Source organism: Finegoldia sp. P2-F-LR (genome assembly GCF_052932265.1).
The window spans coordinates 95114-121358 of record NZ_JBRFJF010000001.1; the positions used below are offsets into that span (position 1 = coordinate 95114).

The 26245-nt window shown below is 28.8% G+C and carries 22 protein-coding genes; 1 reads left to right on the forward strand and 21 read right to left on the reverse strand.

Features of this window, described 5'->3' with window-relative positions:
• Positions 1-35 precede the first annotated feature (35 nt).
• From mtaB to lepB, 10 genes are all read right to left on the reverse strand, one after another.
• Entirely contained in the window at positions 36-1328 is a 1293-nt protein-coding gene (gene mtaB, locus ACU68W_RS00495; RefSeq protein ID WP_446755939.1) for a tRNA (N(6)-L-threonylcarbamoyladenosine(37)-C(2))-methylthiotransferase MtaB, read from the reverse strand.
• Entirely contained in the window at positions 1328-2053 is a 726-nt protein-coding gene (locus ACU68W_RS00500; protein WP_094205688.1) for an RsmE family RNA methyltransferase, read from the reverse strand. Before ACU68W_RS00500 ends, mtaB begins: the two co-directional genes overlap by 1 nt.
• Positions 2046-2969 carry a 50S ribosomal protein L11 methyltransferase gene (prmA, locus tag ACU68W_RS00505; protein ID WP_094223475.1) on the reverse strand — a complete coding sequence of 308 codons (924 nt, stop codon included), beginning with the start codon at positions 2967-2969 and terminating at the stop codon, positions 2046-2048. The genes ACU68W_RS00500 and prmA overlap by 8 nt, the downstream gene beginning before the upstream one ends.
• A complete protein-coding gene (dnaJ, locus tag ACU68W_RS00510; RefSeq protein ID WP_094223476.1) occupies positions 2969-4087 on the reverse strand; it encodes a molecular chaperone DnaJ in 1119 nt (372 codons plus the stop codon). Before dnaJ ends, prmA begins: the two co-directional genes overlap by 1 nt.
• A gap of 98 nt (positions 4088-4185) precedes the next feature.
• The gene (gene dnaK / locus ACU68W_RS00515; protein WP_094223477.1) at positions 4186-6012 is read right to left on the reverse strand and encodes a molecular chaperone DnaK; all 1827 of its coding nucleotides are present in this window, start codon (positions 6010-6012) and stop codon (positions 4186-4188) included.
• A 41-nt stretch (positions 6013-6053) separates the two neighbouring features.
• On the reverse strand, positions 6054-6629 hold the full coding sequence (locus tag ACU68W_RS00520; RefSeq protein ID WP_094223478.1) for a nucleotide exchange factor GrpE: 576 nt from the start codon (positions 6627-6629) through the stop codon (positions 6054-6056).
• Complete coding sequence (gene hrcA, locus ACU68W_RS00525) at positions 6619-7665, reverse strand: heat-inducible transcriptional repressor HrcA (RefSeq protein WP_094205693.1); 1047 nt, start codon at positions 7663-7665, stop codon at positions 6619-6621. The genes ACU68W_RS00520 and hrcA overlap by 11 nt, the downstream gene beginning before the upstream one ends.
• An 82-nt stretch (positions 7666-7747) precedes the next feature.
• On the reverse strand, positions 7748-8851 hold the full coding sequence (gene hemW, locus ACU68W_RS00530; RefSeq protein WP_094223479.1) for a radical SAM family heme chaperone HemW: 1104 nt from the start codon (positions 8849-8851) through the stop codon (positions 7748-7750).
• Positions 8852-8898: 47 nt separating this feature from the next.
• Positions 8899-10710 (reverse strand): translation elongation factor 4, encoded by a 1812-nt coding sequence (lepA, locus tag ACU68W_RS00535; protein WP_094223480.1) that lies wholly within the window; start codon positions 10708-10710, stop codon positions 8899-8901.
• Positions 10711-10719: 9 nt separating this feature from the next.
• Positions 10720-11244 carry a signal peptidase I gene (gene lepB / locus ACU68W_RS00540; protein ID WP_094208618.1) on the reverse strand — a complete coding sequence of 175 codons (525 nt, stop codon included), beginning with the start codon at positions 11242-11244 and terminating at the stop codon, positions 10720-10722.
• 122 nt (positions 11245-11366) lie between these two features.
• Here lepB and rpsT point away from each other — a divergent pair, with 122 nt between their 5' ends.
• Positions 11367-11630, forward strand: coding sequence for a 30S ribosomal protein S20 (gene rpsT, locus ACU68W_RS00545; RefSeq protein WP_002836452.1), 264 nt, complete (start codon positions 11367-11369; stop codon positions 11628-11630).
• A 53-nt stretch (positions 11631-11683) separates the two neighbouring features.
• Here rpsT and holA read toward each other — a convergent pair whose 3' ends face one another.
• The 11 genes from holA to dprA form a co-directional block, all read right to left on the reverse strand.
• Positions 11684-12682, reverse strand: a complete 999-nt coding sequence (gene holA, locus ACU68W_RS00550) for a DNA polymerase III subunit delta (protein ID WP_094205697.1) — start codon at positions 12680-12682, stop codon at positions 11684-11686.
• On the reverse strand, positions 12648-14954 hold the full coding sequence (locus ACU68W_RS00555; protein ID WP_446755940.1) for a DNA internalization-related competence protein ComEC/Rec2: 2307 nt from the start codon (positions 14952-14954) through the stop codon (positions 12648-12650). Before ACU68W_RS00555 ends, holA begins: the two co-directional genes overlap by 35 nt.
• Positions 14955-15013: 59 nt before the next feature.
• The gene (gene eno / locus ACU68W_RS00560; protein ID WP_094205699.1) at positions 15014-16300 is read right to left on the reverse strand and encodes a phosphopyruvate hydratase; all 1287 of its coding nucleotides are present in this window, start codon (positions 16298-16300) and stop codon (positions 15014-15016) included.
• A 3-nt stretch (positions 16301-16303) separates the two neighbouring features.
• Positions 16304-17851: a 2,3-bisphosphoglycerate-independent phosphoglycerate mutase gene (gene gpmI, locus ACU68W_RS00565; protein ID WP_094223483.1), complete on the reverse strand. Its 1548-nt coding sequence runs from the start codon at positions 17849-17851 to the stop codon at positions 16304-16306.
• Entirely contained in the window at positions 17841-18596 is a 756-nt protein-coding gene (gene tpiA, locus ACU68W_RS00570; RefSeq protein ID WP_094223484.1) for a triose-phosphate isomerase, read from the reverse strand. The genes gpmI and tpiA overlap by 11 nt, the downstream gene beginning before the upstream one ends.
• A 4-nt stretch (positions 18597-18600) precedes the next feature.
• Positions 18601-19788, reverse strand: coding sequence for a phosphoglycerate kinase (locus ACU68W_RS00575; protein ID WP_094223485.1), 1188 nt, complete (start codon positions 19786-19788; stop codon positions 18601-18603).
• 66 nt (positions 19789-19854) lie between these two features.
• Positions 19855-20856, reverse strand: a complete 1002-nt coding sequence (gene gap / locus ACU68W_RS00580; protein ID WP_094223486.1) for a type I glyceraldehyde-3-phosphate dehydrogenase — start codon at positions 20854-20856, stop codon at positions 19855-19857.
• A 73-nt stretch (positions 20857-20929) separates the two neighbouring features.
• Complete coding sequence (locus tag ACU68W_RS00585) at positions 20930-22528, reverse strand: Na/Pi cotransporter family protein (protein WP_094223487.1); 1599 nt, start codon at positions 22526-22528, stop codon at positions 20930-20932.
• 8 nt (positions 22529-22536) lie between these two features.
• Positions 22537-23004, reverse strand: coding sequence for a tRNA (cytidine(34)-2'-O)-methyltransferase (locus ACU68W_RS00590; RefSeq protein ID WP_094223488.1), 468 nt, complete (start codon positions 23002-23004; stop codon positions 22537-22539).
• Between the two features lie 143 nt (positions 23005-23147).
• The gene (gene tkt / locus ACU68W_RS00595) at positions 23148-25115 is read right to left on the reverse strand and encodes a transketolase (protein WP_094223489.1); all 1968 of its coding nucleotides are present in this window, start codon (positions 25113-25115) and stop codon (positions 23148-23150) included.
• Positions 25116-25164: 49 nt separating this feature from the next.
• Complete coding sequence (gene dprA, locus ACU68W_RS00600; protein WP_094223490.1) at positions 25165-26235, reverse strand: DNA-processing protein DprA; 1071 nt, start codon at positions 26233-26235, stop codon at positions 25165-25167.
• Between the last annotated feature and the right edge of the window lie 10 nt (positions 26236-26245).

The following is a 26245-nucleotide window of genomic DNA, read 5'->3' on the forward strand; positions in this document are numbered from 1 at the left end:
GGTGATATTATACCAAAAAATATTTAAATTTTCAATTATTCACACACAAGTTCTTCATTTTCTCTTCTATTACATATGACGTCTATTATTTTATTTGAAAGATTTGGATTATATTCTCTTTTTACTCTTATATAATTTGTTGTATATCCTTTAATGTAGCCATCATCATTTTTCGATTCGAACAATACTTTTATTGGTTGATTTAACATATTATCTAAAAATTTATCTGTATAGTATTTTGATTTTTCTATTAGTAGTTTACTTCTCTCTTTTTTTACAACTCCAGATACTTGATTTTTCATTTTACTTGCTACGGTGCCTTTTCTGTTAGAATATTTAAACACATGTATTTTTGAAAATTGAATCTTATCAACAAAGTTTAATGTTTTTTCAAAGTCTTCATCAGTTTCTCCAGGAAAACCAACTATTATATCTGTAGTAATTGCAGCATTTGGGTAATATTCTCTTATTAAATTGATAGTTTTTTCATATAAATCTGTATCGTATTCTCTATTCATAGATTGAAGTATTGAATCAGAACCGCTTTGCAAAGATAAATGAAAATGATCACAAAATTGTTCCACTTTAATTAATCTATCTAAAAATTGCTTGTCGACAATTCTTGGTTCTAATGAACTCAATCTTATTCTCTTTATTTTATCAATTTGTCCGATATCTTCTATTACATCAATTAAACCAATATCATCATTTTCTAAGTCTTTTCCGTATGACGCTACGTGGATGCCTGTCAGTACAATTTCTTTGAAACCATTATCTGCTAATCTTTTTGCTTCTAAAACAATATCTCTAATATTTCTAGAACGTATAGGTCCTCTCGCGTAAGGAATTATACAGTACGAACAAAATTGACTACAACCTTCTTGAATTTTAATATAAGCTCTTGTCATAGAATGCTCTGTATTTATAGTTAATTCTTCAAATTCTCTATTCTTACCTATATTTTCGACCTTGTTTATAATTTTATTAGATGATTTTGCTAGTTCACATAGTTCTACGATTTCTTTTCGGTATTTTGTTCCGAGAATTACATTTACACCTTCAATGTTTTCGATTTCATCAGGACTAACTTGAGAGTAACAACCTACAACAGCAATTATTGCATCACTGTTTTCAGATCTAATCTTAGATATTTGTTGTCGACTTTTTCTATCGGACAAATTTGTAACGGTACATGTATTAAGCACAAAAACATCGCAATTATAATCTTCTGTAATCTCATAACCGTTTTTCACAAATAATTCAGCCATAGCTTCTGTTTCGTATTGATTAACTTTACAACCTAATGTTGAAAATTTTACTTTTTTCATTATTTTATATCTCCTAATTCATATTGAATAATACTCAAAGCACAAATTGGAGCTGTATCTGCGCGTAAAATTCTGTTTCCCAATGAAACTGATTTAAAACCTTTTGACTTTAAAACATTTAAATTTTCTTCAGATAATCCGCCTTCTGGACCAATGAAAATATTTATATCTTTATAATTTGAATGAGTCAGCAAAGATTGAATGCTTTCTGTTTCATTTTCATAGAATACTAAACTTAAACTATTATCTTGATTTGATATTTCATTGATATTAAGTAGTCCTTCTATTTCAGGGATAGATGTTCTCTTTGACTGTTTCGATGATTCTAGTGCGATTTTTTCAAATCTATTCTGTTTTTTAATCCACTTTTTTTCATCTAATTTGACAACAGTTCTTTCAGTTTCTACAAATACAATTCTATTTACACCCAATTCAGTGGCTTTTTGAATGATATACTCATTTTTATCTGATTTAAGGATACATTGATATAAAGTAATGTTCAAAGGAGATTCATATTGAACGTCATCTTCATCTATTATTTTACAAATTATTTCATCGGGAGTAATATCTTCAATTTTAGTTACAAAAGTTGTATCTCCAATTACTTGATGAATCAAATCACCTTTAGAAAGTCTTAAAGAATTTTTGATATGATTATAATCTTCATCTTTTATTATAATTTTATCATCTATCTTATCTTTGGGATTACGAAAAGTTCTATACATTTTTGAACCTACTTATTACGCTAATCCATTCACCTTTTTCAGATATTTCTACAATTTCAAGGTTGTTTTTTTCTAAAATATTTACAATTATATCTCTTTGAGAATTGATCAATCCTGAGCATATGAAAATGCCATCTTTTTCTAACGCTTTTGGCAAATCTGGAATTAAAATGTCTAATACGTTCAATAAAATATTAGCTATTACTACATCGTATTTTTTATCAACTTTATCTAGTAGAGAGCCTTCTACAGCTTTGATATTAGATATTTTATTCAGTTCTGCATTATCTAATGTTGCTTCTACAGCTAATGGGTCAATATCTGTAGCAAAAACTTCTTTAGCACCTAATTTTGAAGAAGCTACAGAAAGTATTCCTGATCCACAACCAATGTCTAAAACACTCTTATTATCAAGCTGCAGCTGTTGAAGTTGTTCAATACATAAGTTTGTTGTTTCGTGGAGTCCTGTACCAAATGCCATTCCTGGATTAATTTCTAACACGGTGTGATCTGTTTCATCTATTTCAATCCAGCTAGGTTTTATAAGAATATTGCCAATATAAAATGGTTCGTAATACTTTTTCCATTCATTAGCCCAGTCCATATCATCAATTTCTTTGTTCTTACTAATTTGAACATCTATCTTGTTATTGATAGAGAATTCATTAATTTTTGCTTCAATTTCTTCATAATTTACTTTATTATCTTCGTAAAAAGCTTTAATGATTACATTATCATGTGGTGTAAAATCTTCGTCGTCTATTACCACCCAGTAAGGTTGATCTTTCTTAAAATCTAAAACATCTTGATAATCATCTATTTGTAAATTTTCTATTCCTAAATCGTATAGTATAGAACTTATGATTTCGTCATATCCTTTTGGACATTTAATATCAAAGCTTAGCCATTTTTCCATTATTCAAACATATCCTTTATTTTATCAAATATTGATTTCTTTTCATTTACATTTAATTCTTGATTCATACTTTCTGAAAATTCAATCAATTTTTCTTTTTGATCTTTATTTATTTTTTTAGGAACAATGATCTTAACAGTAAATAATATGTCTCCTCTTGTATTAGAATTTAAATATGGAACTCCCTTTGATTTAAGTTTAAATGTTGTATTTGGTTGAGTTCCTTCTGGAAGTTCAAATTCTTCTATGCCATCTAAAGTTGGAACTTCAATTTTTGAACCAAGTACAGCCTGAGCATATGTGATAGGAATATCAAAAACAATATCATTATTAATTCTTCTGAAAAATTCATGTTCTCTAATCTTTATGATAACATATAAGTCGCCTGGACTACCATTGTTTTCGCCATCATTACCTTCGCCCTTTACACTCATGATAGCTCCATTGTTTATTCCTTTAGGTATAGTAATGTTTATTGTTTTTCTTTGAACTTCGTATCCTTTACCTTTACAATTTTCACATTTTTCATCGATTACATAGCCTTCCCCATGACATTTATCACATTCTGATTGTTGTGTAAAAATTCCAAAAGGTGTTCTTTTAGTATCGTTTATAATACCAGTACCATTACATTTATCGCATTTTCTCTTTTTTGTTCCTGGCTTTGCTCCATCGCCATTACAAACATGACATTTTACCTTTTTCTTATAAGAAATTTCTTTTTTAATACCGTTAATTGAATCTTCAAAATCTATTTCCAGTTCAACTTGAATATTAGAACCTTTTCTAGGGGCATTTGGATTTCTAGAATATGATCTAGAACTAAAACCACCAAATATATCACCGAAAAAATCACCAAATATATCACCGATATCTGAAAATCCTCCACCTGATCCTTGATCAAATATTCTATCTCCGTACATATCGTATTTTTTTCTTTTTTCTTTATCACCTAAAACCTCATATGCTCCGTTAATTTCTTTAAATTTATTTTCAGCTTCAGGATCACCACTGTTTATATCTGGATGATATTTTTTCGCTAATTTTCTATATGATTTTTTTATTTCTTCTTGAGTTGCGCTTTCATTAATCTCAAGTATTTCGTACAAATTTTTCATTATTCACCATCCTAATCTACTGACTTATCTATTTTACTAAAAGATACAAAAAAATCAAGGGGTAAGAATTTTACCCCTTTTTTAAGATTTTTTAGTTATTATTTATTTTCGTCGTCATCAACAACTTCATAATCAGCATCTACAACATCATCATCTTTTTTAGATTCTTGTGAAGCTCCTGGTTGTTGAGCTGTGTTTTCATATAGTTTAGAACTTAATTTGTACATTTCCTGAGTTAATTCATCTGTCTTAGCTTTAATATCGTTGTTATCTCCTGAGTCTAGGATTGATTTTAAAGCTTCTACTTTTGAATTGATATCAGATTTTTCGGATTCTGAAACTTTGTCGCCTAGGTCTTTGATTGTCTTTTCAACTTGGTAAATTACAGATTCAGCGTTATTCTTTGTTTCAATAGTTTCTTTTTTGTTTTTATCTTCTTCAGCATACTTACTTGCTTCGTCAACTTTTCTCTTGATTTCTTCATCACTCATTTTAGTTGAAGAAGTAATTGTCATAGCTTGTTGTTTTCCAGATCCTAAATCTTTAGCACTTACGTTTACAATACCATTCGCATCAATATCAAATGTTACTTCAATTTGAGGTACTCCTCTTGGGGCTGCTGGAATTTCAGTTAAGTTGAATTGTCCTAACAAAGTATTGTCAGCTGCCATTTCTCTTTCGCCTTGTAGCACTTTGATTTCCACGGATGTTTGACCGTCAGCTGCTGTTGTAAATACTTGAGATTTTTTAGTTGGGATTGTAGTGTTTCTTTCGATTAATTTTGTACATACTCCACCTAAAGTTTCGATACCTAATGATAAAGGTGTTACATCAAGTAACAATAAATCTTTTACTTCACCGGTTAATACTCCACCTTGTAATGCTGCACCAATAGCAACACATTCATCTGGGTTAATATCTTTTTGTGGATTTTTTCCTATTAATTTTTTAACAGCTTCTTGAACAGCTGGAATTCTTGTAGAACCACCAACTAATAATACTTTTTCAATATCGTTGTGACTTAATCCAGCATCTTCTAATGCTTGTCTTACTGGTTTTAAAGATTCTTCAACCAAGTCAGATGTTAATTCATCAAATTTTGATCTTGTAATATCCATATTTAAATGAACTGGAGTTCCATTTACTGCAGAAATAAATGGTAAGTTAACATTAGTAGAAACTCTTGTAGATAGTTCTTTCTTAGCGTTTTCTGCTGCATCTTTAAGTCTTTGTTTAGAAGTAGCATCTTTTCTTAAATCTACACCATTTTCTTTCATGAATTCATCTGCAAGATAGTTTAATAATTTTTCATCAAAATCATCTCCACCTAGTCTGTTATTACCACGTGTAGCTAATACTTCGAATACGCCATCTCCAACTTCAAGGATTGAAACGTCGAATGTACCACCACCTAAGTCATAAACCATAACTTTATGTTGATCAGTTTCTTTATCAATACCATAAGCCAATGCAGCCGCTGTTGGTTCGTTGATTATTCTTTTTACGTTTAAACCAGCAATCTTACCAGCGTTTTTAGTTGCTTGTCTTTGAGAGTCTGTAAAGTAAGCTGGAACAGTAATTACTGCTTCTGTAACTTCTTCTCCTAAATAACTTTCAGTGTCAGCTTTTAATTTTTGCAAAATCATTGCTGAAATTTCTTCTGGAGAATAATCTTTACCATCAATGTTTACTTTGTATTCAGTACCCATTTCTCTTTTAATTGATGTGATTGTTCTGTCTGGGTTTGTGATTGCTTGTCTTTTTGCTGTTTCACCAACTAATCTTTCACCATCTTTAGTAAATGCTACGATTGATGGAGTAGTTCTATTACCTTCTGAGTTAGGAACTATAACTGATTCTCCACCTTCCATTACTGCTACTGCTGAATTTGTTGTACCTAAATCAATACCTATTACTTTACTCATTATAAAATCCTCCTTTAGATTTTTATCTATATTTAAAATTCTTATTTACTAACTTTGACCATTGCAGGTCTGATGCATTTATTATTTAAAATGTATCCTTTTTGGAATACTTCTAATATCATATCTGAACCATTATCACTATCTTCAGTAATAACAGCATGATGATAGTTTGGATCAAATTTGTCTGAACAATCTACTTCTTCCAAGCCAAAATCTTTTAGTGATAATAGAAGGTTGTCTCTAATTAATTCAACACCACTAGAGAACTCATCTTTTTCTTCTTTACTATCAATAGCTCTATCTAAATCATCTATTATAGGTAGAATTTTCAAAATCAAAGACTCGTTGGCTAATTCAATAGACTGTTGTCTTTCTCTATTTGTTCTATTCTTATAATTGATAAAATCCGCTTGTAATCTTTTTAAAGAGTCTTTTAAATCCTCTATTTCAGTATTTACAATTTCATCTTTATCATTATCAACTTCTTCTTTTATTGACTCATTTTTTATTGACTCATTTTCGTTTTTATTTAAATCTTCTTTTTCCAAGTTTTGATCTTCGTTTTTTAACTCTTCAGAAGATTGACTTTGTTTTAAATTTTCTTCATTATCTTTCATAATAATCCCCCCTAATAATTAATCCATTAATTCTTCTAGATAATTTAAACATAGCTTCTATTGAAAGTTCATAATTCATTCTCATAGGAGCAACAATAGCTATAACACCTATGTTATTTTTGTTGAAGAAATAAGAACTCTTGATGATTGTGTTTTCAACAAGTGATTGTTCGTTATTTTCATCTCCCACTTTAATGTCCAAGAAATTATCTGAAGAATTAAGAATATTCACTATTTTATCTTTGTCTTCAAGGTATTCTATTATGCTTTTGACTTTGTCTAAGTCGCTGTATTCACTATACTTGAAAATATTTGATAAACCTTCAACAGATACATACATTGAAGATAACTTATCTCTTTCATTTTCAATAATATCGGTAATTGCACCTTTAAAAAGATCATTATATTTATATTTTGAAGAAAATTCGTCTAAATTATCATAAACTTCATTTAGATTTTTTCCTAAAAAAAGTTTCTTCAATAGAAAATTAATCTTAATTAATTCATTTGGTTCTATGACTTGTTCTGATGAAATCACAGTATGATTTAAATCACCAGAATCATATAACGTTAATAAAACATAATTATATTCGCTAATTGGAAGTAACTCTATGTGAGATAAATGCATCCTATCTGATTTTTTTAACATAGAAATAACTGGATACTGAGTTATCTCAGAAATGAATTGAGAAGAAGATTTAATTAATTTCTCAGGTTCAACAATTCTTTCATAGGGTTTCCTGATAGACATTAATGAAGAACTAGAATCGTCAGTTTTATAAAGCTTGTCTAGGATATAATCCACATACAATCTGAAAGCTTTTTGCGATGGAATTCTTCCTGATGAAATATGAGATTGCACTAAATATCCCAAATCTCCTAAGTCGCTCATCTCATTTCTGATAGTCGCTGGACTGAATCCTATATTATAATTCTTAGATAAAACTCTAGATCCTATTGGCTGAGCAGTCTTTATATAATTGTCTATAGTAGCGAGTAAGATATTAAATTTTCTTTGTGTTAAATTTTCATTCAAGACCTCACCTCTTTTTTTGTTAGCAACCTATTACCTTGAGTGATAATAAAATTATACACTACGATTTATACTGTGTCAAGTGTTATACTAAAATATCTACGAAAAAACTATTTGACACGAAAAAACCCTGATTTGAAAAGCATAAATGGTTATTATCTAAAGTTAATAATCCTCTATTGATCCAGTTATCAATTAATTTTTTGTTCTTAGCATATAAATTTATTCCAAATTTATCTTGGTATACTTTTAAATTTAATCCTTCTTTTAATCTCATATTAGTTATTATGAATTCAAATTCTCTTTTTTCTAAATCAATTTTCTCAGAAAAACTAATAGGATTTTCATTGTTCAATATTTTTTTCTTATAATCTGGATAAAAAAACTCATTTGTATATCTGTGTTGATTTAAATAACCGGACGAAGATAAACCAAATCCGTAATAATTTTCGTCTTTCCAGTAAATCTTGTTGTGGATGGATTCAAATTTATCTTTTGCAAAATTAGAAATTTCGTAATGTTTGTATTTTTCTAAAACATTACAAATCTTTAAATACATTTCGTATTCTATATCATCATTTCGATTTATGTCTTTATAGTTTTTGTAAAGTTTTGTTCCAGGTTCTAATATCATGTTATACCAAGAAATATGGTTTGGATTAAGTTTTCTAATATAATAAAGATCATTATCTAGAGACTCTAAGGTTTGATTTGGAAATCCAAATATTAAATCAATTGAAATATTATCAATGTAACCTCTAATTATTTCAAATGACTTTAAAACATCTGATACCTTGTGCCTTCTTCCTAAAAATTTGTTGTACTCATTATTAAAAGATTGAACGCCCAATGATATTCTATCTATACCAATTTTTTTATAGTTTTGTATTTTTTCTTTTGTGACGAATTCTGGATTACATTCAATAGTAAATTCCTTTAATTGTAAGTTAAAACAGCTATCAATTACGTTATACGTTTTTTCAATATATTTAGAATCCACAAGATTCGGTGTTCCTCCTCCTATATAGATGGTATCTATTCTGTCATTAGGATTTTTGTACATATTTATTTCTTTTTGTAATAAATCAAAGTATTCATCAACTCTTTGGTATTGTTTCGTCATTGTTGAAAAATCACAATAATTACACTTATAAGCACAAAAAGGTATGTGAATATAGATTCCTTTCATAACTCCTCCTATAAAAATAAGCCAAACTTTCGCTTGGCTTAACAAATTTAATTTCCTTCATCATATTTTAAGACTGATAAGAAAGCTTCTTGAGGAACATCTACGCTACCTACAGATCTCATTCGCTTTTTACCTTCTTTTTGTTTTTCTAATAGTTTACGCTTTCTAGTTATATCTCCACCGTAACACTTAGCAAGTACATCTTTTCTGTATGCTTTTATAGTTTCTCTTGCGATAATTTTATTTCCTATTGCAGCTTGTACAGGAATTACAAATTGATGTCTTGGTATTTCATCTTTAAGTTTCGTTACTATTTTTCTTGCTCTTTCATAAGCTAAATCTTCGTGAACAATTAATGTTAACGCGTCAACTTTTTCTGAATTAATCATTATTTCAAGTTTAATTAAATCAGATTTTTCATAGCCAATTAATTCATAATCCAAAGATGCGTAACCTCTTGTTTTTGATTTTAAAGCATCATAGAAATCATAAATTACTTCATTTAATGGTAATTTGTATTTTATTGTTACTCTTTTTTCATCAAGGTAAGTCATATCTATGAAAGTTCCTCTTTTTCCTTGACAAAGTTCCATAATTACTCCGACATAATCTGTAGGAGTCATGATTTCTGCATGAACAACAGGCTCTTCAACATAATCAATTTCAGTTTCCTTTGGGAAATTTGTAGGATTTTGTATTTCTACTTCAGTCCCATCTTTTTTATGAACTTTATAAATTACACTTGGAGCAGTAGCAATGATATCTAAGTCAAACTCTCTATCTAATCTTTCTTGAATAATTTCCATGTGTAACAACCCTAAAAATCCACATCTCAATCCAAAACCTAGTGCAATTGATGTTTCATTTTCAAATGTCAAAGCTGCGTCATTAACTTGGAGTTTTTCTAGTGCATCTCTTACAGAATTGAAATCTTCACCTTCAGCAGGATAAATACCACAATAAACCATTGGTGTAACTTGTTTATATCCATCCAAAGGTTTACTTACAGGATTGTTTTTATCTGTTATAGTGTCACCTACTCTAGCATCTTTTACATTTTTGATACTGCAGACAACATACCCTACATCTCCAGCGCTAATTTCATCTGTGTTAACCATACCAGAAGATGTGTAACCGCATTCAGTAACTTCAAAGGATTTGTTAGTAGACATCATTAAAATTTCAGATCCTGGCTTTATACAACCATCAAAAACTCTGACATAAACGACAACACCTTTATAAAAATCGTAATATGAATCAAATATCAATGCCTTTAAAGGCTTATTTTCATCTCCAATTGGTGCAGGAACATTGTTTACTATGTCTTCTAAAACATCTACTATATTTATTCCTTCTTTCGCCGATACTGCAGGAACATTTTCAGTATCTAATCCAATAATATCTTCTATTTCTTTTTTGGCAAAATCAATGTCGGCACTTGGCAAATCAATTTTATTTATTACAGGCAATATTTCTAAATTTTGGTCGATGGCCAAGTATACATTTCCTAATGTTTGTGCTTCTACACCTTGTGTTGCGTCGACGATTAATACTGCACCTTCACACGCTTTTAATGATCTACTTACTTCATAAGTAAAGTCAACATGACCAGGTGTATCTATTAAATTTAGGTTATATACATTACCATCTTTAGCCTTATAAGATAACTTAATGGCTTTTAATTTGATAGTTATACCTCTTTCGCGTTCTAAATCCATAGAATCCAAAACCTGTTCACTCATTTCTCTATGAGTAAGCATACCTGTCTCTTCAATCAATCTATCAGCTAAAGTTGATTTGCCATGATCTATATGCGCTATTATTGAAAAATTTCTTATGTATTTTTTATCGTGTTTCATTTAAATCTCCTAAATCGAACCAATCTTATCAACAGGATATAATCTAAAGAAAACAACACCGATTATTGAATCTTTATTAATGGGTCCGATATACCTGCTGTCATTATAATCATCTAGTTCTCTATTATCATTTATAACAAAATATTCATCTTTACTTAAAACCCATTTATTGTTGTTTAATTTTTTGGACTGTTGTAGTAGAATATAAGGTTCATATATTCTTTTTCCATTAACAAAAATATCATCATTTATAATTTCCACTGAATCCTTAGGCATTGCAATAACTCTTGCAATATTAGATTCTGAATCCTTCTGATCATAATACTGAACTATATCAGTTTTTTTAATATATCCAGTAATTTTGTTTAATTTATTAATGAGAACAAAATCTCCAGAAGTTAAAGTGGGACTCATATTTGATGATTTTACTATTTGTGTTTGTAAAATAAAAGTTTTTATTACGAAACATACTACTAAAGCTATAAATATTGCAAATAGCAAATTTGAAAACTTACTATTTAAAAATTTCTTCATACTATCACCATTCTTTACCAACCTATTATAACATAATTTACAATTAATGTTCTAGATTACTTGAAATAATTAATTCTATAGTGTATAATAATAACACTGTTCAAAAATAAAGGAGGGATATTATGGCAAATATTAAATCAGCAATTAAAAGAATTGATGTAACTAAACTTGAAACAGCTAGAAATAAATCTAAAAAATCAGCTATCAAAACTTTCATAAAGAAATTTGAAGCAGCTGTTGAAAAAAACGATAAAGAAGACGCTACTAAATTATTTAATTTAGCAACTAAAAAGATTGACCAAGCTGCAAGTAAGAACACAATTTCTAAAAACAGTGCAGCTAAAAAAATTAGCAGAATGGCTAAAGAATTAAACAAATTAGCATAGAAATAATGTAAAGGATCCATTACATTATTTAAAGGTTGAAGTAAATTCAACCTTTATTTTTTTGCTAAAATTTCGCAAATACTATTTTCTATATAGTACTTAGAATTTAACGTATTTGTTTTTAATGTAGTTTCTATTTCATACATTTTATGAATCGCAAATCTTAACTGGTCATATCTCCAATTTTTCACAAAACTTTGAACTTTATTTAATTCGTATGATGATATTTTTACTCTCTTTGTGATTTCATTTTGCGAAACTTTCAAACGTAGAAGTTCTTTTATATATAATAAATTTCTAAATAATCTAATAACCATATGAAGCGTTTTAAAAGTGTCTGATGTGTCATTTATAAGTAAATTTAAGTAATATATCGTCTTAGATAAATCTTTTGATGCTATTGAATCTGTTAAATCAAAAATATTTTTATCATATTGATTTATTAGAGAATTCAAATCATGTTCTGTTATTTCATCTTTCTCTAAGTTTATAAATTTATCTAATTCATTATTAACATCAATTAAAGTCTTTTCAGAATTTTTTATAAGATAAAGAGAATATTCAATAAAAATGTTAACGATATTATTATTAATCTTCTTCCCTTTTAGATAATTTATTATATAAGCTTTTAATTGATTTCTGTTTAACTTATTGAATTCAATATCTGATCCATAGTTTATTATTTCTTTTAAAAATTTAGACTTAAATACATTTCCGTATGATGTCATTATAATCAAAGTATACTCCGGAATGTCTTTAATATAAGGTAATAAATTATCAATACTTTCCTTGTTTTTTGAAATTCCTGTTTTAGTTAAATCTACATCATCGATTAAAATGAGTCTTTTATCACTAAACATAGGAATAGTTTCAGAAGAACTATATATTTTTTCGAAATCTGATAATTCGTACTCATCAAAACTTTGAGCCTTGTAGTGCTCTTTTATTAATGACAGATATTTTTCTATATAAAACTTTTCTTCTCCGTGTATTAAAATTAGATTAGACAACAAATTATTATCTAATTTTTGTTTCGCCAATGAAAAATCCATCTTTTACTCCTCTACTCTTAAAGTAATATAATACGAAAATTGTTGTAATAATTGAATTTTGTTCTTTCACTAAAATATTAAAAATCGAATATTTATCTCTATTAGATCTTATAGTATTAAATATCTTGCTTGAGACAATCTCAATATTTCCATCTATATCAGTTCTTTTAATTGGAATATTTAGTTTGTTTAAATTATCTAGCGTTTGATGATGTGGGTGTCCATAATCATTTCTTAGACCTACAGAAATAATAGATAATTTGGGATTAACCTTTTTTAAGAAATTTAAATCTGAACTGTTTTTACTCCCGTGATGGGAAATTTTCAACACATCAGATGTTATATCTTCATTTAAAATATTTCTTTCATATTCTCCAGAAATGTCTCCTGTGATTAGTAATGAAATATCATTAACATATACTTTGTAAACTATTGATTTATCGTTCTCTTCATCATTTATGGGTTTATCAATGACTTTGATATAAACATTTCCAATTTTTAGTAATTGATTATTTTGTAAATTTACGTAATGGTTATTCTGATTATATTTGATTTTTAATATTTTTTCTCCATTAGTTCTTGATAAAACTATTGGATTATAAGATTTATTTATATCAATTAGATTCTTACTATGATCTTCATCAAAATGAGTCAAGAATACATAATCAAGATTATTTAAACCTATTTTGTGAAGATATTCTACAAGGTAAGTTCCAGATTTATCTTCTGATTTATATGAACCTCCTGTATCTATCATAAAACTTTTAAAATATTGTCTTACAAGTAAGCAATCACCTTGACCAATATCCACAAAGTTTATATGCGTAATAGGATTAAAAATATTTAAAATTACCGGCATAATTACGCTTATAAAAAACATATTTTTTAAAGTTTGTTTATTAAAATCGTTTAAAGTTTTAAAGTAGTGTCTGTTATAAATCGCAAATATTATTATATAATAAACAAAAATCATCAATATAGAAAAGCTCATAAAACTATGAATTTGTATATTAAATGAATTAATTGTAATGAAGATATAATTTATAATCTTTAAACAAAATTTTATAATTTGAACAAATACATAATTAAAACTATTAGGTATCAAAAGTACAATAGCCGACAATTGTATGATAAGTGTAAAAATAGGTAAAATAATGGTATTTCCAATGATAAAACCAAATGTAAATTCATTAAAAAACCTCAGTTGTATTGGTAATAATATTATATAAACTAAAGTGGAAAGCATCAAATAATTACGTAGTTTGCTATTTTGTTTTTTGAATTTTGGATATAAATATAAAATAGTAAATGTTGCTAAAAATGAAAAAATAAATCCGACATCAAATAGATTATATGGATTCATAAACAAAATTACAATAGCTGCAATAATTAAATTATTTAAATTATACCAGTCTACCTGCATTTGATTAGATAATTCCACTATAACTAACATAATAAACGCTCTTAATATTGATGAAGGTAGTCCTACTGCATATCCATATATTGCAATTAAAAACAAAGATAACCAAGAAATAATTTTTCTGTTAATCTTAAAAATACCAAATAATTTATTAAAAATCGTGTATAGAATAATAATATGTAGCCCACTTATTGCGAATATATGACTTATTCCTAATGTCTTAACATTATTAGTGTAATCTTCACTCAAAAAATTAAACCCTGTAAATACTGACTTTAAAACAGATGATTCAATATCATTAAAATTTGAATCTAATTTAAAAACTATGTGGTTTAAAATTTTACTTCTAATTCTTAATAAATGGGAATTAGATTTTCCTATTATTTCGGGATTAGACCTACAATATATATCACCATATATATTACTTTTTAGTAAATAAAATTTATAGTTGAACATATATGGATTACCATTCGTATATGCTTTATTAACTTTTGATCTAATATTAACAATATCACCAATATTTAAATCTTTTTTTGTTGTTAATAAAAATTTTATATTATATTGATTAGTTACCTTTACAATATACTTTTTATTAGATCTGTTTTTATTTATTACTACAGCGTTAATATCTACAAATTCATTATCCTTGATATTGTTGTAATTATCATTAATAAGGTTCAAATGAACTAAAGTTAGAAATAACACTAATAGTGATACAATAAGTTTATTTTTATCTTTAAACAGAAATATTCCTGTAATCACTACATCAACTGCTAGAAATATTGGATTGAAATATATGTATAAAATTGTTGTTAAAATTATCTGTATTAAAATTACCGTAGTGATTAACATTTTTCACCTAATTAATAGGAATCACAGCTAATAATCGCTGTGATTCCTTGTATTTTTAATTATTTGCTTAAATTATAAAAAGTCTTTATTCCATCGTATACTGCAGTGGATTCTAGCATATCTTCAATTCTTAATAATTGATTATATTTACAGATTCTATCAGTTCTTGATGTTGAGCCAGTTTTAATTTGTCCAGCATTAGTTGCAACGGCAACATCGGCTATAGTAGTATCTTCTGTTTCTCCCGATCTATGAGATATTACGGCAGTGTATCCATGTCTTTTAGCTAGTTCTATGGCATCAAGAGTTTCAGTTAAAGTTCCTATTTGATTTAATTTAATTAGAATGGAGTTACATACACCCATTTCTATACCTTTTTGTAATCTCTTAACATTTGTTACAAATAAATCATCGCCAACTAATTGAATTTTTGAACCTAATTCTTTAGTTAGTTTTTTCCAACCATCCCAATCATCTTCAGCTAATCCGTCTTCAATAGAAATAATAGGATATTTTTCAACTAAGTTTTTATAATACTCAATCATTTCATCACTTGATCTAACTGCATTGTCTCCAGCCATATTGTACTTACCATCTTCATAGAATTCACTAGCTGCAGCATCTATAGCAATCATTACATCTTTTCCTGGTTCATAGCCAGCTTTTTTAATAGCCTCAACTATAGTTTGTAATGCTTCCTCATTAGATTCGAGATTTGGTGCAAAACCACCTTCATCTCCTACAGCAGTATTTAATTTTCTAGACTTTAATACATTCTTTAAATTATGAAATACCTCAGTACCGATTCTTAAAGATTCTTTGAAGTTTTCTCCACCTACAGGCATAATCATAAATTCTTGAATGTCTACATTATTATCAGCGTGTTGTCCACCATTTAGAATGTTCATCATTGGTACAGGTAAAGTCTTACCGTTTACGCCTCCAATATATTCAAATAATCTTTGTCCATTTTCATCTGCAGCAGCTTTTGCAACAGCTAAAGAAACACCTAAAATAGCATTTGCACCAAGTCTAGATTTGTTTTCAGTGCCATCTAATTCTATTAGATAATTATCTATTCCAACTTGATCAAACACATCCCAACCTACTAATTCATCTGCTATCTCTAAGTTTACATTATCAACAGCAGTTTCTACTCCTTTTCCTAGAAATCTTTTTTCATCATTGTCTCTTAATTCTACTGCTTCGTGTACTCCTGTAGAAGCACCTGAAGGAACTATCGCTGATCCCATTGCTCCCGCTTCAGTATAAACTTCAACTTCAACTGTAGGATTTCCCCTAGAATCTAAAACTTCTCTTGCATAAATGTCAATTATTGAGCTCATTATTTATTCTCCTTTTTTAATTAAAGATTTACCTGTCATTTCAGAAGGTTTATCTATTTTCATCAATTCTAAAATTGTTGGTGCTATATCAGCTAAGATACCATTATTCAATTTGATATCTTTGTCTGGATATTCTATAAAAGGCACAGGATTAGTTGTATGTGCCGTGAATGGTCCTCCTGTCATTTCATCGATCAAATATTCACTATTCCCATGATCAGCAGTTATCAAAGCGTGATATTTTCCATTTTTATCTATAGATTGTAATATTTCGTCTAGACATTTATCAACAGTTTCAACGGCTATTTTGTCTGCTGAAATTACACCGGTATGACCAACCATATCCGAATTTGCAAAGTTTAAAATGATTAAGTCGTATATATCTTTATTAATGACATCAACTACATGATTTTTAACTTCTACAGCACTCATCTCTGGCTTAAGATCATAAGTTGATACTTTTGGGGATGGAACTAGTATCCTATCCTCATTTTTGAATTCTTTTTCTATACCACCATTAAAGAAAAATGTTACATGGGCATATTTTTCTGTTTCTGCAATTCTTAATTGCTTTAATCCATTTTCAGAAATAATTTGTCCTAATACATTATTATATCCTTGTTTTGGATAAGCTATTTGGACATTTTGGATAGTTTTATCATATTCTGTCATTGTTACAAACAAAATATCTTTGTATTTTGTTCTTTTAAAACCTTCAAAATCATCGTCTACAAAAGCTCTTGTAAGTTGTCTTGCTCTATCTGGTCTAAAATTAAAGAATATAAAAGAATCTTCATTTTCGACTTTTGTAATGTTATCATTTTCATCGACTATTGCACATGGTTCAATAAATTCATCAGTGATATTTTTATCATAACTATCTTGTAAATATTCGACTGGGTCATTATTTTTATTTCCTACTCCATTAGTAATGCAATTATATGCTTTTTCTACTCTGTCCCATCTCTTGTCTCTATCCATTGCATAATAACGACCACAGACAGATGCAATCTTACCTACACCAATTTCTTTTATATCATCTAGTAATTTCTGTAAATCATTTTTTGCAGATGTTGGTGATACGTCTCTTCCATCTGTAAAACAATGTATTACTACATCATAAAAATCTAACTTTTTGCACATTTTAAGGATTGCTACAAGGTGATCATAATGAGAATGAACTCCACCAAAAGAAACCAATCCTAATAGGTGTAGTTTTTTATTTTTTTCTTTAGTTTTTAAAATGATATTTTTTAAAACTTCATTTTCATAAAATTTTCCAGATTCTATGTCATTAGTAATTTTACTTAAATCTTGATAAATTATTCTACCAGAACCAATATTCATGTGTCCTACTTCAGAATTTCCCATTTGACCTGCCGGAAGACCTACTTCATTTCCTGAAGCAATCAATTGTGAATTTGGATATTCACTCATTAGTCTGTCAAAAGTTGGAGTATCAGCTAATTTTATAACATTTCCTGGATAGTCTTTGCCTAATCCCCAACCATCTAAGATTATAAGAATTAATTTGTCTCTTTTATTTTCCATAATTAATTAGTTTAGAAAAACTTTCTGCTTCTAAACTCGCACCCCCTACTAAAGCTCCATCAATGTCTTCTTTCGACATAATATCAGTTACATTTTCAGGTTTTACACTTCCACCGTATTGTATTCTAACTGAATCAGCTAAATCTTTACTATACATTTCTGTTAATAAATTTCTAATAAATTTACACATTGATTGTGCATCATCACTTGAAGCTGTTTTACCGGTTCCAATAGCCCATATTGGTTCATAAGCGATTACAAGTTTAGATTTTAACTCTTCTTCGTTTATTCCTTTTAAGTCAGATCTTATTTGTGATTCCACAATTTTTTCATGATTGTTAGATTCTCTTTGTTCTAAGTTTTCTCCGCAGCAAAGTATTGGTTTAAGTTTGTGAGTTAAAGCTGATATTATTTTCTTATTTAATAGTTCATCATCTTCTTTAAATATAGTTCTTCTTTCAGAATGACCAATTATAACATAGTCCACTCCCAAATCTTTAAGCATATTTGGAGAAATTTCTCCTGTAAAAGCGCCGCTATCTTCGAAATACATATTTTGTGCTCCAGTAGAAATATTTGTATGTTTTAAGGCTTCTGTAAGAGTTTTTAGTGATGTGAATGGAGATATAATGCAAGCTTCGACATTATCAGAAACTCTCAGATTCTTTAAATCATTTAAGAAATGCTTAGTCTCTCCATCTGTCATATTCATTTTCCAATTTCCTGCAATTAATGGTTTTCTCATATTACTATCTCTCATCAATACAATCAATACCAGGTAAAATTTTGCCTTCTAAAAATTCCAAAGAAGCTCCACCACCTGTTGAAACATGTGTTACTTTGTCTTTATTTCCGGATTTTGCAATTGCTGAAGCACTATCTCCACCACCAACAATAGTTGTAGCATTAGATTTTACTAACGAATTTGCAACTTCAAAAGTACCTTTGCTAAATTGTTTGATTTCAAATACTCCCATTGGTCCATTCCATACAATAGTTTTGGACTTTTGTATTTCTTCATCAAAAATCTTTATTGTTTTCGTGCCAATATCAAATCCAGCTATATCGTCTGTGAATTCATCTATACCAATTATTTTTGAATCAGATTCTTCAGTCATTTCTTTAGCTGCCACGAAATCCACTGGCAAGAATATTTTAACTCCTCTTTCTTGAGCTTTTTGCAATAGAGATTTTGCTAAATCTAATTTATCTTCTTCAATTAAAGACTTACCAACTTTTTTTCCTTGTGACTTAATGAATGTAAATGCCATAGCCCCACCTATTAGTATAGTATCAACTTTATCCAATAAGTTTTCTATAACTCCAATTTTATCAGAAACTTTTGCACCACCTAATATTGCTGTAAAAGGTCTTTGCGGATCATCAAGAGCTTTTCCCATGATTTCTATTTCTTTTTGAACTAAAAATCCTACAGCACTTGGTAAGAACTTAGACACTCCAACGTTTGATGCGTGAGCTCTATGACTGGTTCCAAAAGCATCGTTTACATATAAATCAGCTAATTGTGATAATTCTTTAGAAAACTCTTCATCGTTCTTTTCTTCTTCTTTTCTAAATCTCGTATTTTGAATTAGCATAATTTCTTTAGATTGTAATTGTTTACTTTCTTCAATAACAGAATCATCCACAACTTTATCATTATCAACAAATTTTACTTCTTGACCAATAATTTCAGAAAGCTTTTCAGCAACCGGTTTTAATGTGAATTCAGGTTTTGGTTCGCCTTTTGGTCTACCTAAGTGACTCATTAAAATAACTTTAGCATTATTATCTATTAAATACTTTATTGTTGCGATAGATGCTTCTATTCTATTCGTATCAGTAATAATACCATCTTTAATTGGAACATTAAAGTCTACTCTAACTAATACTCTTTTATTTTCAACATTTAAATCTTTTAGTGTTTTTTTATTCATAGATTAACCTTTCTTTGAAAAGAGTCGATTGCAAAAATATTTTACCATCGACTCTAAATAGTTTTATTATCTTGTAGCTATAATCTTTGCTAAATCAAATACTCTTGAACTATAACCCCATTCGTTATCATACCAAGAAGCAATTTTTACCATATTTCCTAAAGCATAAGTCATATCAGCATCAAATATTGAGCTTCTTTCATCTCCAATGATGTCTGAAGATACTAATTGATCTTCAGAATATCCTAAGATTCCTTTTAATTCGCCTTCACTAGCTTTTTTCATAGCATTATTGATATCTTCTTTTGTAACTTCCTTACCTAAAAGAACTGTTAAATCAGTAATAGATCCAGTAGGAGTTGGTACACGCACTGCAAGTCCTGTCATTTTACCTTCTAATTGTGGTAGAACTTTACCAACAGCTTTAGCAGCACCTGTAGTTGTAGGAATCATACTTAAAGCAGCTGCTCTCGCACGTCTTAAATCCTTGTGGTGAGCGTCTTGAATGTTTTGATCGTTAGTATAAGCGTGAATTGTAGTCATTAAACCTTTTTCAATTCCAAATTCATCATCTAATACTTTAGCAACTGGAGCTAAGCAGTTAGTTGTACATGATGCATTAGATATAATATCATCAGTTTCTGGGTCATATTCTTTGTCATTTACCCCAACTACGATCATTTTAACATCTGATTTACCTGGAGCAGTTAATAATACTTTCTTTGCACCAGCTTTAATATGTTTTGATAAACCTTCTTTGTCTTTAAAAGCGCCCGTTGAATCGATAACTAGATCAACACCTAATTCTTTCCAAGGTAATTCTTCTGGATTTCTGTTATTTACAACAGTTATTTCCCTATCACCAATTTTAATTTTGTCATCCACTAATACTTCAACGTCTTTTTCAAAAGTACGATAAATTGAGTCATACTTTAAAAGATGTGCATTTGTTTTAAGGTCACTTGTAATGTTCAATGCCACTAATTCAAGATCAGGGTCATTTTTTTGAATTAAAATTCTTGTTACATCTCTACCTATTCTTCCAAATCCACTAATTGCTACTTTCATTTAATCCTCCTTGAAATATTTCATAATACATACTTTTATTATATACCCGATATATAATCTTATTAATCAAATTTTAAACCTCAATATGAAGAGTATAATTGGATATATTTGTGCAATGGTCAGATATTCTTTCTAAATTTGATAGAATATCTAAAAAATTAACTCCCACTGTAGAATCACATTCATTGTTGTTAATTCGTTTGATATGATTATGTCTATATTTTTTTTCTAAAAAGTCTACATTATTTTCAATATTTGCGACTTTAGAAGCCAATGATTGGTCATTATTTTTAAATGCCATAGTTGAATCTACTATTGCATTTTCTACATTTGAATATAAGTCTTTATACTCATCGATAGCTACTTTGCTAAATTCCTTTTCTTCATCATAAATAAGAGTTACAATTCCGCATATATTTTCAACATGATCTCCTATTCTCTCGAGATCATTAAGCATATCTTGCATAATAAATATTTGTGTGTGCTCTTCATCTGAAATAGATTTGTTAGATAATTTTACAAGATATTCAACAATATGTTTTTCCAAATTATTAATTCTTTTTTCTTCTTCTAATATTTTTGATCTTAGTTTTTTATTACCTGTCATAAAATATTCATCAACATTTTTAAAATTTTGATATACTATATCACTCATTCTAATAACTTCAAGTCTAGCTTGTTCAACCGCAATAGAAGGAGTTTCCAAAATTCTGTCATCTAAATATTGTAAGTCTTTTGCGTGTTCTTCACCTGGAACAATTTTCATAGCAGCTTTAACTAAAAAGTTTGAAACCGGAAGTTGAATTGCAACGTTTATTATATTGAATAAAGTATGATAATTTGCTATTTGTCTTGAAACATTTAATGGAGTTAACATAGATACTATGTTTTGCATCAATTTATTTAAAAATAATAGTACAATTATCGTACCAATTGCGTTAAATAATAAATGTATTATTGCTGCTCTTTTAGCATTTTTCCCTGCTCCTACTGATGAAAGTAAAGCAGTAGTAGTAGTACCAATATTACCCCCTAACAAAAGAGGAGCTGCTTGATTGATTGTTAATAATCCCTGTTTTCCCAAAGCTTGTATTAAACCAATAGAGGCCGAAGATGATTGTACTGCAGTAGTTAAGAAAAATCCTACAAAAACTCCAATTATCGGTGAGTTTAGTTTTAATAAAGCATTTTTAAACCACAATTCTTTAGATAGTGGATTTAATCCATCTCCCATAGTATTCATTCCTATGAAAATTAAACCTAGACCAACAAAGACTTCACCTAGATTTTTTTTCCTATCATCTTTTGCACTCATATATAAAAGTACACCAAAAGCTACAATTAATGGTGCAAATTTCGCAATATCAAAAGCGATTATTTGCGCAGTAATTGTAGTTCCGACATTTGCTCCTATAATTACTCCAACAGCTTGATTCAAAGGCATTAAACCTGCATTTACAAAGCCCACAACCATTACTGTCGCTGCAGATGATGATTGTATTACCATCGTTACTACTATACCTAGTAACACACCTATGTATTTATTCCTAGTTAAAGAACCTACTATCCTTTTTAATTTATTACCTGACGATTTTTGGAGACCTTCACCCATTATTGTCATTCCGAACAAGAAAAGTGCCAACCCACCTAAAACCGGAGTTATAATATCCATAATACCTCCTACTTTAATCTTGGAAAATCTATCTGTCTCAATGCTTCAAATAAAACTATATTGCACGAATTTGCTAAATTTAATGATCTATCAATTTCCATATTCATTGGAATCTTTATAGAATGATCATCGTGCTTAACTACCAAATCTTTATTTATTCCTGAAGATTCCTTTCCGAACACGAAAAAATCACCATCTTGATATTCAAGCTCATGATAATAATTTGTTGCAAAAGTTTCAACATAAAAAACTCTATCATTTCCTTTAATGTATTCTAAAAATTCATTCATATCATCATGAATAACTAAATCAACTTTATCCCAATAATCCATGCCGGACCTCTTTAATAATTTGTCATCTAGTCTAAAGCTAAAAGGTCTAACTAAATGTAATCTAGAATTAGTTAGAACACAAGTTCTTCCTATATTTCCTGTATTAGAAGGTTTCTCTGGTTCTAAAAGAACAATATTTATCATATCCACCTCTTTACGATTCTTTAACTATATTTTAATATTCCCATAAAAAATATACCATAAAAGAAATAGTATTTCAATTTTAAAAACGATTAAAATTTTAAAACAAAAAGACCATCAACACAAAATTGTTGACGGTCTGTCGATTATAAATATTGTTTTATTTTTTCAACTATTTTTTCTGTTGTAAATCCAAAGTGATCCATTATTTTACTACCTGGAGCGCTCATTCCGAACTCATCTATTCCTATATTTAATCCATTAAGTCCAGTATATTTTTGCCATCCATAAGTTGACAAACATTCAATGCTAACTCTTTTTTCTACATTTTTTGGAATAACAGAATCTTTGTATTCTTGATCTTGTTTGTCGAAAATTTCTTGACACATCATTGATACAACTTGAGCCTTAACTCCTTCTTTTTCAAGAGCCTCACTTGCATCTAATGCAAGTTTAACTTCAGAACCTGTTGCTATTATTACTAAATCAGGAGACTCTTGTTTTTTTAGAATATATCCTCCTTTTAAGGCTTGTTCGTTAGTTTCTTTTAAATTAACTAATTTTTGTCTAGACAATACTAAAGCTGTTGGTGTTTCTTTATTTTCTAATGCTATCTTGTATGCCATTGATGTTTCAAAGCCATCAGCAGGTCTAATAGTATTAAGATTTGGAATAGTTCTAAGCATTGCTAATTGTTCTATTGGTTCATGAGTAGGTCCGTCTTCTCCAACACCAATTGAATCATGAGTCAATATATATAGTACTTGTCTCTTCATTAAAGATGACAATCTCATCGCTGGTTTTAAATAATCTGAAAAAATCATAAATGTAGCGCAATAAGGAATTAATCCACCATATAAACTTATACCATTCGTTATAGCAGCCATTGCGTGTTCTCTAACACCGAATTGTATGTTTCTTCCAGATCGATTTGTTTGCGTAAATACATCTAAACCATCCATAAATGTTTTATTAGATGGAGCTAAATCCGCAGATCCTCCAACAATATTTAATTGTTTATCTTTTAATCTATTTAATAAAACATGTGAGTATGATCTTGTAGCATCATCTTTTTCGAAGCTAGTAAACTCTTTAGATGTTAAATATTCTTCATCAATTTCTTTAGATAAGAATTTCATTAATTTATCATAAAGGTCTTTGTGAGTGTGTTTGTAGTCTTCAAACATACTTTCCCATTCAGAATAATATTTTTCCTTTTCTGAAGTTGATTGCGCAAAAAGTTCCTTAACTTCTTGCGGAATATAGAATTCTTCTGTAAAGTCTAAGCCTAATTTTTCTTTTAAACTTGGAATGTTTTCTGCACCAATTGGAGCTCCATGTGCTTTTGCAGTTCCTTCAACGACACTTCCATAACCAATTTTTGTTTTTATTTCAATAAATGATGGTTTATCTGTTGTTTTCGCAAGTTGGATAGTTTCTCTTATTTTTTCTATATCATTTCCATCTTCTACAAAATAAGTATCCCAGCCCAACGCTTCATATCTAGCTCTGACATTTTCTGAGAAAATATTTTTTGTATCGCCTTCAATTGTTATATTGTTAGAATCATATAAACAAATCAATTTTGAAAGTTTTAATGATCCAGCTATTGAACTAGCTTCATTAGTTATTCCTTCTTGAAGACAACCATCACCAACAATTGTGTAAGTATAGTTATCAAAAATTTTGTGGTTTTCGGTATTAAATTGGCTGGCCATATATTCCTGAGCAATTGCCATACCAACAGCCATGCTCAATCCTTGTCCTAAAGGACCAGTCGTAGCATCAATTCCTTTTGTATGCAAATATTCTGGATGTCCTGGTGTTAAGCTGTTGTATTGTCTAAATTCTTTTAAATCATCAACAGTTATTCCAAATCCAAACAAATGTAAAAGTGAATATAACATTGCAGACCCATGTCCAGCTGATAAAATAAATCTGTCCCTATTTATCCAATCGCTGTGTTTTGGTGAGAAATGCATTATGTCATTAAATAATGTAAATGTCATAGGGCTTGCACCTAAAGGAAGTCCAGGGTGGCCTGAATTCGCTTTTTGAATCATTTCTACAGATAATAATCTAATAGTATTAATAGCTAATTGTTTTTTGTCCATATCATTCTCCTCTATAAAATTCCAATGTTATTATATCATATTATTTAATCTACTTTAATGAGTATTTGCTTCCAATATCCACAACAATTCCCAACAATTCCATTTTTGTTAAACTCATCAATACATCAGATATATCTTCATTTAATTTTATAGAAATTTCATCTGGTGAATTGGCGTCAATTTTCAATAAATTATATATTTTACGTTCTAAATCATTCAAATCAAAACTTAATTGTGGTTTTTCCATATATTTATTTTGAAACTCAGGGATTTGAGTTATAATATCCAAAACGTCGGTTAATATGTAAGCTCCATCTTTTATTAGTTGATTAGTTCCGGTTGAATAAACTGAGTTAATATTTCCTGGAACAGCAAATATATCTCTACCTTGAGACAAGGCATAAGATGATGTGATTAATGTACCGCTTTTCTCTTTTGCTTCAATAACGACAGTTGCAAGTGATAAACCAGAAATAATTCTATTTCTAAACGGAAAATTATATGCCAATGGTGCTATTCCAAAAGGATATTCACTCATAATTACTCCGTTATGTGATGAAATCATATCTTGAAACACTCTATAATTGCTCCTTGGATAAACTTGGTCTATTCCACACCCTAAAACTCCAATTGTTTTATTATTATTTTCAAGAGAAGTTTGATGAGAAATTTTGTCTATACCAAGAGCCAATCCACTAACAACTGGTATTTTATATTGTGATATTTCAGATACAAATTTTTTACATGCATAAGATCCATATTGACTACATTTTCTAGCTCCGACAAATGAAACACAATTATCGAAATCTTCAGTCAAATCACCTTTATAGTACAAAGTATATGGTGCATCATCTATTTCAAGTAATTTTTTCGGATATTTTGAATCACCGTATGTAGTAAATTTTATACTGTTTTTCCATAATTTTTCTTTGTACAAATTTATATCGAATTTTTTCATATTTTTTAGAATAAATTCGTAAATTTTAGGATCTACTTCTAGAAGTTTTTTTGCATTATCGTAGATAATATCATCTAATGTATTATAATTTTCAATAATTGGACCTATCCAATTATAATTCGTGTTTAAACTACTCAAAAATAATAATAAATCTGAATCCATAATTTACCCC